This is a genomic window from Bacillus sp. 196mf, assembly GCF_003217275.1.
GTDB lineage: Bacteria > Bacillota > Bacilli > Bacillales > Bacillaceae_G > Bacillus_A > Bacillus_A thuringiensis_S.
Genome location: NZ_QJTG01000002.1, coordinates 135140 through 147258 on the forward strand (window position 1 = coordinate 135140; position 12119 = coordinate 147258).

The following is a 12119-nucleotide window of genomic DNA, read 5'->3' on the forward strand; positions in this document are numbered from 1 at the left end:
AAGTTAATGAGTTTACTAGAAATTAGTCCATTAGATGAGGCGTTAGTGGAAGCGTTACAAAACGAAGAGAAAAGAGGCTATTTTTATGAGATATTACAGAAATCAAATTTATTCGTTGTTGCTTCTGTCGAAGGGGATACAAGTGTAGATGAAGAAGGAAATTTGATTTCTACTAATAATACACAATTACAAATTCATTATTTTGAAATGGAAGAAGGATTAATGTTACCACTGTATTCGGATTTAAAGCATCTAGAAATGGTTATTCCAGAAGAATGTCCGTATGTCTCTATGAATGCAGTTGAATTATTAAAAACAATAGATTTAGAGGCAAATGTAATATTAAACCCAGGAACAAAATTTCAAAAATTATTTGTAAAGGAAGAAATTGAAGCGATTTGTGATAACAGTATTTTTGATGTTTTCTCTAAAGAGAATAAGTAAAAAATGATGCAGTTCTATTTCTTTTTGGTATAAAATAGAGGAAGGTGGGAGAAGGTTTGGAGATTAAAGTCAAACCTGAACAACTCGAACAAATTGCCAAAAACATATCAGAGATGCAAACACACAGCCAGACCATACAACAAAATCTCAATCAATCTATGTTTAGTATTCAAATGCAATGGCAAGGAGCAACGAGTCAGCATTTTTATGGGGAATATATGAGATCAATGAGACTCATGGAATCTTACATACGTAACTTACAAGTTACAGAAAAAGAATTACGGCGTATTGCTCAAAAGTTTCGTCAAGCAGATGAAGAATATCAAAAGAAACAAAATGAAAAATTGAAAGAAACCCATAAAACAGAAAAGAAACATGAAAAATCATGGTGGGAAAAGGGCGTAGAAGGAGCAGCTGAATTCATTGGAGTAAATGATGCAATTCGTGCAGTTACCGGTAAAGACCCTATTACAGGAAAAGAATTATCATCAAAAGAAAGACTCATCGCCGCAGGATGGACGCTCCTAAACTTTGTTCCTGTTGGAAAAGTGGCAAGTCTTGCTGGAAAAGGAATAAAGTATGTCGCTTCTAGCTTTGGGAAGACGATTGTAAAAGCAGGAAAAAAACTAGGCGAAGGCGTAACAATGGTAGCTGGAAAAGCTGGAAAAGCAGCTGTCGATGGCATAAAAACAGCCAGCCACAAAGTAAAAGAGGGTGTAAACTTTGTAGCCTCCACAGCAAAAGGATTTGCCGACAAAATCGGAAATCTATGGAACAAAGGCGCCACAACCGTAAAAACAACCTTCTTGCAGGGGAATGAAAAAATCCAGCACGCAGTAAAAACATTACTGGAATACAAATGGATCCCAGGCGAGGGAAAAGGCTTCGCCATGGCTGGAGTAGGAAATGTCTCAGGAGGAGGACAGTATTCTCTGAAAGAGGCTTATCAGTATATGGAGAGTAAGGTTGTTAAGGGTACGGGTAAAGGTAGTAATACAAACCCAAACAAAATTAAACTAACTTCAGAACGAGAAGAATACTATCGAAAGAAAATAGATGAAGCTAAAGCGCGAGGAGATTATAAAGCAGCAGATGATATTAGATATGATCGTCATTGTGAAGAAACGAAAAAACCTTTAGAGCGTAAAGATTGGGATGCTAGGACTGAAAATTTAAGAAAGAGCCAAGAGCGTGGAAGAGAAGAAGAAATAAAAGGGAGAAAAGCTTTGGGAGAACATCTTGATCGCCAATTAGAGGACAATAATGCTGGTGAGGTTGTTACATATACATCTAGTGAAGGGCATCTTACGCGTCCAGATAGCATTGGGCGTAATGATAAGGGGGAAATTGATTTAGTTCATGATCACAAACACAAAATGGGTGAAAAAGAGCAAACTATTCATAACGACAGCCAAATGCGAGCTGAAAGAGAAATGCTCGAAGATAAAAATGGGAGTCATGTTGTGACAATATCAAGTGACAAACCCGATTTAAATGGGATTCCTCCTAAGCCAAGACCAAGTGGGCCTTTAGGAGAAAAGAGTGAGATTTACTATACTGACCCAAGTAGTGGAAAAGTGACTCATAAATGGGAGGGCAATTCACGTTTACCTGGTGGAGGCCGATGGAAAAAACTATGAATAAAAATTATTATGTGACTATATTTTTTAGTATTAAGGGGGATATACATGAAACCTGATTTTTTCTCAATTACAATGTATCCTACAGTATCTTTTAACGAAGAAGAAGTATTAGGTCGTCTTTTGGATGTGTTTGAGTCAAATGAAAAATTTGCTCCTACTCATTGGGGTAACAGTGAAATGGTACGAGTAGAATATAATCGTCAGGAAATCCTGGAAAAAGTAGTTTCAGAGCATAAAGTATCAGAAGTTTACCTTTATCGTGATAAATCGGTGAACTATAGTGGGAGTTTTGAAGTTAACTGGAGTCATCGCTCATTTTTGAAGTTTGAGTTTCATAAATCGATACCTAAAAAATTATGGCCTGCTTTTTTTGAGTTATCTGACCAAATTGCAGAAATTGCGAAACCAAGTTATGGAGTAACTCAAATTTTTTGGCCTTTATCATATCCGTGGAATACCCAACGTGAGCGATTACAAATGTGGATGGAAATATCTTCCCAACCAATACCAGTTAGGTTTCTTCCTAACGGTCCCTTAGGGATAGGGGCTAGAACATACTTTAGCGGTCATATTTTAGAAATGTTTGATAAGGAATTATTACAAAATAGTCCAGCTGTGGTATCTGAGCTAGATTGGGGTGGCCTTTGTATTGATATTTTAAATAATCCATTAGAGAGTGATAGTGATACATTACTTGATAATTGGCTACAAGTAATGAAGTATTTGGAACAAGCACAAGTAATGGCTATACCAAGTTTTGATGAAGATCAGATGGGGGTAACTTATTCTCCAAATGTTGCTTGGAAGGACTATCTGAAAAGCTAAATGAAAGGAGATCATAATAATGAATGAGAATGGTAATGATAGAATAAGAGTCATGGAAATATTAAATAGATCTCAATACAATGATGAGGTTATAGATCAGTTAGATATGAGTGATTTAAACCTTACTTTTTCAGATTTGTCAGAGGTAATGGCAGAGCGTATCATGGCAAAACGAGTTCTGTTAAGAGCTTCTTCATTAATGAGAGCATCGTTTTTTGATTGTGATTTTGAGTTTGCTGATTTCAGAAGTTGTAATTTAGAGGAAATACACATTGCAGATTGTAGGTTTGGTGAAGCGGATTTCTCTACATCGAATATGAAATATGCAAAATTGAATATAAGTAGTTGTTTTGAAACATGTTTTGACGAAGTTGATTTTTCATATGGAGAATTAGTTGGAACAATTTTAAATCATGCTACTTTTCGCCATGCAAATTTATCTGGAATCAATGCTAAACAAGCAGAGTGCACTGGGACGGATTTTAGTAGTGCCAATCTTACTGATGGTAACTTCGAAAAAGCGTATTTGGAAAATGCTAATTTATCAGAAGTAGATGCTAGAAATGCGGATTTAACAAATGCAGATTTAACAGGAGCGACCCTTTTAAATGGGAATTTTATGGATGCGGATTTTACCGGTGCCAAACTTGACAATGTAGTTTGGAAGGGAGCAAATGTGGAAGGTGCTAAGTTTGACGAAGGTGTTAAGGAACAAGTATTGCAAATGATATAGAGGTTTATTTTGAATTCTGTGTAAACTTGCTGAACAGACTTGATCGACATACGTAGAAGGCTTATTCTAACTCGAAATTTGAGGAGGAGTAAGCTTTTTTGCATCATGCTAAAAAATAAAAAGAGGGAAAAGCCAATGTTAAAATGCGTATATTCAGAGGCTACTTAGTACTGAATGATATACTTCCAGAAAAATTTATAGTTAATTACCTTATTGATGGTAATCCTGGTCTTAAAGTTCTTAAAAATTAATCTAAGGAGTGAGAAAATAGTATGAAAGAATTTGAAGATAGATTTAGTGAATTGCAAGCTGATATGATATCTAGTAGTTTCTTTTATTTAATTAACAAAAAGTATGTAGAGTGTCATAAGGTTAATGATGCATTGGAAAATGGAGAAGAAAAATATAATGTATCTCCAGAACGAATGTTTTAGGTGCTACAAATTATAGGGGAAGATATCGAAGAAATTGAAACATTATGCAAAGAATACGAAAAAGATATGCCAACTGAGATGAAATTAATATACGATGCTAAGAGTGGTAAGTTTAAAGCTGAATATAAGTATGATTTAATACATACAAATGAGGATATAAAAACGGCTGATGATTTTGCTGATGAGTGGTTTGAGGAAGTGAAAAATAATAACCTCTAAAAAATTTACAGTAATAGATATATCTAAATTGAATTAATAACTCATGAAAGTTGTACCATCATGGAGTACTATGTGCAATGATAGAGTAGAAAAAGAAGTACGAGTTTAGGCGAGATGATATTTTACCGGGGGATAAATATAAACCACATAGACTGTATATGAAACTAACGAACTTGTACAAACTCGTAAGTTTTAACATAGTATTTGTCATGATGTATAAAAGCTGGCATACTGTTACTACAAAACTTATAAATTTATGCTACTTAAAAACATATGAACTTAAAGCACTTGATTGTCTATGAGAGGCAACAAGTGCTTTTTGCATTTTAAGATAGAAGAGAGGATAGTATAATAAATAATAAGTACATATGTTGTTTCAGCAAATAGTATAAGAAAATAGATTAGAAGGAGCAGCTGAATTCATCGGAGTAAATGATGCAATTCGTGCAGTTACCGGTAAAGACCCTATTACAGGAAAAGAATTATCAACAAAAGAAAGACTCATCGCCGCAGGTTGGACACTCCTAAACTTTGTTCCTGTTGGAAAAGTGGCAAGTTACCGGGTGATAAATATAAACACATGGAATGTATATTAAACTAACAAGCTCGTACAAACTCGTAAGTTTTAATATAGTATTTGTCATGATGTACAAAAGGCGTCATACTGTTACTACAAAACTTACAAATTTACGCTACTTAAAAACATATGAACTTAAAGCACTTGATTGTTAATTAAAGGCAACAAGTGCTTTTTTGCGTTTTAGCGTAGAAATTTAAAAGAGCATTATAATTTTATTAGTGCATTAAGTGTTAAATTTTTATTGTTGTTTTATAGATTGTAATGGCTATGTACAGTGTACGACGATAGTAGAGGGAAAACTAAAGGGGTGTATTATTTTTTGAAGTCATCGTAAAGTACGTTTTAACGGAAGGACAAGTACGTGATGGACTACAAGCGCTATTGTCCGATATGGCGAAAGTATTAATACAACGAGAACTAAAGAAATATGAAGTAGATGTGAAGGCGATTGAACAATCTATAGTATTTACACATGATCCAAATGACTTTTTGGTGAATGGCATGTTAGAGCTATTAGACCAATATTAACGTCTTGAGAAATCTTTTTCGACAAAAAAATAATATATCCCTTGACAGTTACAAATATAACAGATATAATTCATATTAATTTCAAAAGAAAATATATTCTAAATATTACAATGTGTTGAATAGGAGTAGTAAGGTCATGTATTTGTACAGAGAGCTATGGGTTGGTGTGACATAGTCAAATGACATCCTGAACTCGCCTAGGAGCAGTAAGGTGGAACGGAATTACATTCTTAGTAAATCTTAACGGTTAACCTTCGATATTAGGTTTGTAATCAAACGATTACTACTAAGGTGGATTCATAATGGAATCAATAAGGGTGGTACCGCGTTAAGTAAATGGCTTAGCGTCTCTTTATATAGAGATGCTAGGCCATTTTTTTATTATATGGAAAAAGAAATGGAGGGTTTATTTGGATAGGTTTATAAAATTTATTTATTTATATAAAAAGATTTAATTAGGAGGAAAATGAGATGAAACAGACGGAGCAATGGACTTCGAAATTAGGTTTTATAATGGCAGCAGCCGGATCAGCAATTGGACTTGGTGCGATATGGAAGTTTCCTTATATCGCTGGGAAGAGTGGGGGAGGAGCGTTCTTTTTAATCTTTATATTATTTACTGTTTTAATTGGACTACCGCTACTTATAGCTGAATTTATGATTGGACGCAGTACGCAGAAACAAGCAGTTGGAGCATTTAAAAGCATCGCACCAAATACAGGATGGCACTGGATTGGACGACTTGGCGTTGGAACGTGTTTTATACTACTTTCGTTTTATAGTGTTGTAGGTGGATGGGTATTAATTTATTTATTCAGAGGAATAACTGGACAACTGATTACTCCAGGACAAAATTACGGTGCGTTATTTACTGAAACAATTGGGAATCCCACTTGGGCTATTATGGGACATTTCGCTTTTATGTTCATTACGATATGGGTTGTATCAAAGGGTGTACAAAACGGAATTGAAAAAGCAAGTAAATATATGTTGCCAGCATTGTTCGTTTTATTTGTCGCTCTTATTATTCGTTCGTTAACACTTGATGATGCAATGAAAGGTGTGAAGTTTTTCTTACAACCAGATTTCTCAAAGATTACTTCGGAAAGTATTTTGTTCGCAATGGGGCAATCATTCTTTGCAATTAGTATCGGGATTTCAATTATGGTTACCTATAGTTCCTATTTAAATAAAAAAGAAAGTTTACCAAAATCAGCAATAACAATTGTTGGATTGAATTTATTTGTTTCTTTATTTGCGGGTCTTGCCATTTTTCCGGCCGTATTTTCATTAGGAATGGAGCCGACAGAAGGACCTGGATTACTATTTATCGTATTACCATCTGTATTTAGTCAAATCCCATTCGGTGGATTTTTCTTAACAGTATTTCTTGCACTATTTACATTTGCGACATTAACATCGGCATTTTCTCTACTAGAAACTGTTGTTTCAGCATTAGCAAATGGTGAACAAGAAAGAAGAACGAAACTATCATGGATCATTGGTTTCTGTATTTTCTTAGTAGGTATACCATCTGCGTTATCATTTGGAGTATGGAGTGATATTACGATTTTTGGAAAGAATATTTTTGATGCGGTAGACTTTTTATCTAGTAATATATTAATGCCACTTGGAGCACTATTTATTAGTATTTTCGTTTCATTCAAAATGGAGAAGAAGGTACTAGAAGCAGAGTTTTTTGTAGGTGGTAATTATGGAAAGAAAGTATTTACTTGTTGGGCATTTTTACTTCGATTTGTAGCACCACTTGCAATAATTATCGTCTTCTTAAATGTAATAGGTATTATTTAACATTAAATGTTGTAATATTCAGTAAAAAGAGAGGGTGATGATCATAAAGGCAAATTTGATAGAAGCAGGGAAATACATGAATATTAGAGGGGAAAAGCTATACGTTGAAACGCATGGAAATCCTAAAGATAAACCAGTCTTATACTTGCATGGTGGTCCAGGAGAGAGTTGCTATGATTTTTCATTTCATCAAGCGGAACGTTTAAAAGATTCTCTATATGTAATTATGATAGATCAAAGAGGTGTTTGTCGTTCAGAAAAAATTACTGAAGAAGAACCTTTTGGACTAATTGATTTAGTTGAAGACGCTGAGGAACTAAGAAAAGTATTACAAATTGAGAAGTGGTCTATAATTGGACATTCTTTCGGTGGATATGTAGCATTGCTTTATGCGTCGATATATCCAAGTTCAATAGAGAAAATAATATTTGAAGGACCAACTTGCGACTTTGCATTAACAAGTAGAGCTTTGTTGCAAAAGACAGGGCATTTATTAAAAAAGTATGGAAAAGAAGAAGTAGCAGAAGAGTCTCTTGCTTATTCATCTAGCGATGCTAGTTCAGAAGAGTTGTTAGAAGCTTATATAAGATTAAGCAATGAATTAGAAGAAAAAAGAATGGAGATTTACAATAATAAGGAAGATAGGACAGATGAGAGTTTATACAGTGATGAAGAGTGGGAAGTATTTTCAAATCGCTCTCAAATTCATTTTGATAGATTAAAATTAGAGGGCTCATGTCATACGTCATTATTATATAAAATAAAAGAAGTACAGAATCAAATGTTATTAATTGTAGGAAAACATGATGTAGTAACGTGTGAAGAACAAATAAAAACATTTAATAAAGATGCCCGAAACGGCAAGTATATCGTATTTGAAGAGAGCGGTCATTCACCTCATTATGAGGAAGCAGATAGGTTTGCAGAAACAGTCATACATTTTTTGAAATGAAGAAAAGGGTGCTTCTATAAATGAGAGGCACCCTTTCTATATTTCTGGATATGTGATTGTGATGTTAGGCCACTTACTTTGCCAATTCTTTTTTATAACTCTGTTTTTGTACATATGTAATCGTTCTTTCGATTCAAGAAAATGAGCTGTTGGTCTCACTTGTAAGGAAAGGACATCTTCAATACCACATGGGGCTGTTAATATGACGTTGTTTAGTTCATCAAGTGTAACTCCTAAAGCCGTTGCTGTTTCAGGAAATTTAGAAATAGCATCAACAGAAGAAGAATATGGTGGCATATTATTCACTACATGCATACGAGCTTGATTTTTTACAGACCAAGGGATAGTAGCATCCATATTCATTAATTTCGTTTCTAATGATTGTTCGTATATCTCATCTTGATGTAGACTATCATAATAAATTAAATCAACATCAGGCATAGCCGTTTTAGCTTCATAGTCATGTAAAGTATCCCAAATTTTAGAACGAACAAAGCCGGCACAAACCCACCAATCAGGTAACTCTAGTGATTTTGCCATTTGTAATACATTCATCATCCATTCGTCGTTTTCTATTAAGCGAATGATATCTTGTTCTGTTTGTATAGTCATTTGTAATCTCACCTGCTTTTTTTTAGAGAGTAAATTTAATTCATAAGCTTTATAATCCATGTAATCCAGTAAGCACCTGGTATGAATAACAGTTGAGCTAGTAATGTACCAAAAAGTCTAGAAATCATTAGCCAAGCATACATTTTACTCATTGCTTCAGCACCTTCTTCTGATTGAAGAGCTCGCTCTGTTAAAAGAGCAATACGTGGATCTAGTAGCACTGTTAATAAAATAGTAGCAAAACCATTAATAAGACCAGAAGCTGTAGTGGCTTTTGTTGCGAAATCTGGAATTAAAAAAGAAGCATATAGTGCGGAAAGAACTCCCGCTGTATAAATTGCAGTAGCGAACATGTTAATAAGCATTATACGCTTTGGAATACCGCCGATACGCAGTCTATGAATCATTTCTAACTTTGGAAAGCGGACATATTTTTTTGTGTACTTTAATTTTTGAATGTTATTCGTTTTCATCATTCGAATGAAAGAACCGTCTGTTTCAAAGTTTTGAATGACATATCCAAATAGTTTTGTCAAAGTTGGATACAGTATAATCGCAAGCAATGTACCGATAGAAGCAGATAATAGTACAAGACGTATAATATGCTCTAAATCAATAGAAGGATCTAGTTTTGCTTCGTCCACAATCCCGCCAAGTAAAAAGGCTTGTAGTAAGTTTGACGTTCTTGAAATGAGTAATACGATTCCTACGACGGATAATGCGACAGCAATCTTCTTTAAACGAACCCCCGCTAATCGAATACTATAAGAGCTTGTTTCAACTGCGTGGATTACAATTGTGAAAGCCATTATAAAAATTAACGTAATTGACATTTGTTTCACCAGTTTCTATTAAAATAATTGTAACTTTTTTACTTTATCATATCTATCGTATTTTGTAACTGAAAGTATGTGACATATGGAAATTGATTTTTCGAAAAAATAGATAATGATAGTATAATAGGGAGAAGTGGAAGAGATGTTAGCAGTTATTTATACAGCAAATTAAGTGGAGGAATGAAACATGTATAAAACATTTCTATTTGATTTAGATGGAACTTTAACGGATCCGAAAGAAGGGATTGTAAATTCGGTTTTGTATGCGTTAAAAAAAGTAGGAATTGAAGAAGTACATATAAGTGAGTTAGATTCATTTATAGGTCCTCCTATTCAGCAATCATTCATAGAGAGATATAATATGAGTGAAGGAGAGCTTGAACGTGCTGTTTTTTATTTCCGTGAGTATTTAAAGCAGCGTGGATTGTTTGAGAATAATGTATACGAGGGGATTCTGAAGCTCTTGCAACAATTAAAAAGTTCAGGGAATCGCATATTTGTAGCTACTTCAAAGCCCACTGTATTTGCGAAACAAGTTATAGAACATTTTCAATTAACGAATTATTTCGAAGATATCATTGGAAGTAATTTAGATGGTACGAGAATAAAAAAAGAAGAAATAATTGCTCATATTTTACAAACAAATGAAGAACTAAATAAAGAAGAAATGATAATGATTGGTGATAGAAAGCACGATATAATAGGTGCGAATCAGAATGGAATTGCTTCAATTGGTGTTTTATATGGCTATGGCTGTGAGAAAGAACTGACTGAAGTTAGTGCGACTTACATAGTGAAAGATGTTGAAGAACTGTATCATTTTTGTGCAGAAAAAAGTTTAATAAATTAGTAAATATAGATGCTAGCAATCCCTTTATAACGTATGATGAGGAATTCGTTTCTGTTTAAAGGGATTTTTCATATGTAATCGAATATTTATAATTAGACATTTTTAGCATGAAAAAATTGTATGAATAAGAGGAGGGATGTCAGAATTAAAAGATTAGTAGAAGTTTATCAATAAATTTTAGAATATTCTGTTTAATGGAGGGGTAAAATTGGAGTTAGTTATTATATTATTAGCACTAAGTTTACTTATGTTCGTAGCATACAGAGGCTTTTCTGTTATTCTATTCGCACCGATATTTGCATTATTTGCAGTATTTTTGACAGAACCTAGTTATGTATTACCTTTCTTTTCTAATATCTTTATGGAGAAAATGGTTGGATTTATAAAATTATATTTTCCTGTGTTTTTATTAGGAGCAATATTTGGAAAAGTAGTGGAAATGTCAGGAATTGCAGATTCTATCGCAAAAACGATTATTGAGTTAGTTGGTGAAAAACGTACTATATTAGCGATTGTATTAATGGGGGCTATTTTAACGTATAGTGGTGTTAGTGTGTATGTAGTAGTGTTTGCTGTTTATCCGTTCGCAGCTAAGTTGTTTCGACAAGCTAATATTCCAAAACGTTTAATCCCTGGAACGATTGTTCTTGGAGCAGTAACGTTTACAATGGATGCACTACCTGGATCACCACAAATTCAAAATGTAATACCTACAACATTTTTTAAAACGGATATTTATGCTGCACCGATACTTGGGATTGTAGGAGCAATTTTTGTTCTTACATTAGGTTTACTATATTTAGAGAGTAGACGTAAGAAGGCAAAAGCAGCAGGTGAAGGGTATTTTGGTTTTAATAATGGAAATACTGAAATGGCAGCATCTTTGCAATTAGAACAAAAAAATATGCCATTAATTAATAACATTGAAATCACAAGAGCACAACAACTTATTGCATTTATACCACTTATTTTAGTAGGTGTAATGAATAAAGTGTTTACTATTATGATACCGAAATGGTATCCAAGCGGTTTTGATTTTTCTGCAATTGGTATGAAAGCATTTGGAAAAGTAGAATTAAGTGCAGTAGTAGGAATCTGGTCTGTAGAATTGGCACTTATTATAGGGATCTTAACAACGTTATTATTATATTGGAAGCGAGTAGTAACAGGTTTCCAAGCTGGATTGAATACAAGTATTGGTGGAGCACTACTTGCAACGATGAATACAGGAGCTGAGTTTGGATTCGGTGGTGTCATTGCAGCACTTCCAGGCTTCGCAATTATGAGAGATGGTATCTCTGCTACTTTCACAAATCCGTTAGTGAATGGTGCAGTAACGACGAATATTTTAGCTGGAATTACAGGCTCTGCATCAGGAGGTATGGGAATAGTATTAAGTGCAATGGGAGATAAATTTATTGCAGCGGCCAATCAATTTGATATTCCATTAGAAGTTATGCACCGTATCGTATCAATGGCATCAGGAGGAATGGATACACTACCGCATAACGGGGCTATTATTACTATTCTTACAGTAACAGGATTAACACATAAACAGTCCTATAAAGATATATTTGCTATTACAATTTTGAAAACGGTTGCTGTATTTTTAGTTATCGCGTTCTATACTTTAACAGGACTCTATTAAACA

10 protein-coding genes, 3 pseudogenes and 1 other annotated feature are annotated in these 12119 nt (G+C 34.0%); of the genes and pseudogenes, 11 read left to right on the forward strand and 2 right to left on the reverse strand.

The window, feature by feature from the left end; genetic code table 11:
- The first annotated feature begins 6 nt into the window (after nt 1–6).
- The 9 genes and pseudogenes from ATL10_RS04925 (at nt 7) to ATL10_RS04965 (ending at nt 8170) form a co-directional block, all read left to right on the forward strand.
- The gene (locus tag ATL10_RS04925; protein WP_053564628.1) at nt 7–444 is read left to right on the forward strand and encodes an SseB family protein; all 438 of its coding nucleotides are present in this window, start codon (nt 7–9) and stop codon (nt 442–444) included.
- 56 nt (nt 445–500) lie between these two features.
- On the forward strand, nt 501–2084 hold the full coding sequence (locus tag ATL10_RS31740; protein WP_141549175.1) for a WXG100 family type VII secretion target: 1584 nt from the start codon (nt 501–503) through the stop codon (nt 2082–2084).
- A gap of 48 nt (nt 2085–2132) precedes the next feature.
- Nucleotides 2133–2912 (forward strand): hypothetical protein, encoded by a 780-nt coding sequence (locus ATL10_RS04935; protein WP_090976435.1) that lies wholly within the window; start codon nt 2133–2135, stop codon nt 2910–2912.
- Between the two features lie 19 nt (nt 2913–2931).
- Complete coding sequence (locus ATL10_RS04940) at nt 2932–3645, forward strand: pentapeptide repeat-containing protein (RefSeq protein ID WP_110496533.1); 714 nt, start codon at nt 2932–2934, stop codon at nt 3643–3645.
- Between the two features lie 272 nt (nt 3646–3917).
- A pseudogene (locus ATL10_RS04945) lies at nt 3918–4298 on the forward strand (DUF600 domain-containing protein).
- 392 nt (nt 4299–4690) lie between these two features.
- Nucleotides 4691–4855 (forward strand): annotated as a pseudogene (locus ATL10_RS31745) (pre-toxin TG domain-containing protein); the annotation flags it as partial.
- Nucleotides 4856–5238: 383 nt separating this feature from the next.
- Nucleotides 5239–5403, forward strand: a pseudogene (locus ATL10_RS04955) (recombinase family protein); the annotation flags it as partial.
- A 109-nt stretch (nt 5404–5512) separates the two neighbouring features.
- Nucleotides 5513–5761, forward strand: a binding site (T-box leader).
- A gap of 116 nt (nt 5762–5877) precedes the next feature.
- Nucleotides 5878–7218, forward strand: coding sequence for a sodium-dependent transporter (locus tag ATL10_RS04960; protein ID WP_023521821.1), 1341 nt, complete (start codon nt 5878–5880; stop codon nt 7216–7218).
- A 76-nt stretch (nt 7219–7294) separates the two neighbouring features.
- Nucleotides 7295–8170 (forward strand): alpha/beta fold hydrolase, encoded by an 876-nt coding sequence (locus ATL10_RS04965; RefSeq protein WP_142669932.1) that lies wholly within the window; start codon nt 7295–7297, stop codon nt 8168–8170.
- A 36-nt stretch (nt 8171–8206) separates the two neighbouring features.
- Here ATL10_RS04965 and ATL10_RS04970 read toward each other — a convergent pair whose 3' ends face one another.
- Together ATL10_RS04970 and ATL10_RS04975 are read right to left on the reverse strand one after the other, a co-directional pair.
- Complete coding sequence (locus tag ATL10_RS04970) at nt 8207–8782, reverse strand: nucleotidyltransferase family protein (RefSeq protein ID WP_000155289.1); 576 nt, start codon at nt 8780–8782, stop codon at nt 8207–8209.
- A 35-nt stretch (nt 8783–8817) separates the two neighbouring features.
- Nucleotides 8818–9615 carry a lipid II flippase Amj family protein gene (locus ATL10_RS04975; RefSeq protein WP_072938300.1) on the reverse strand — a complete coding sequence of 266 codons (798 nt, stop codon included), beginning with the start codon at nt 9613–9615 and terminating at the stop codon, nt 8818–8820.
- Nucleotides 9616–9805: 190 nt separating this feature from the next.
- On the opposite strand from ATL10_RS04975, the gene ATL10_RS04980 reads away from it, so the two are divergent.
- Together ATL10_RS04980 and ATL10_RS04985 are read left to right on the forward strand one after the other, a co-directional pair.
- Nucleotides 9806–10468 carry an HAD family hydrolase gene (locus ATL10_RS04980; protein WP_000278475.1) on the forward strand — a complete coding sequence of 221 codons (663 nt, stop codon included), beginning with the start codon at nt 9806–9808 and terminating at the stop codon, nt 10466–10468.
- A 208-nt stretch (nt 10469–10676) separates the two neighbouring features.
- Nucleotides 10677–12116, forward strand: coding sequence for a GntP family permease (locus ATL10_RS04985; protein ID WP_000424331.1), 1440 nt, complete (start codon nt 10677–10679; stop codon nt 12114–12116).
- Nucleotides 12117–12119 lie beyond the last annotated feature (3 nt).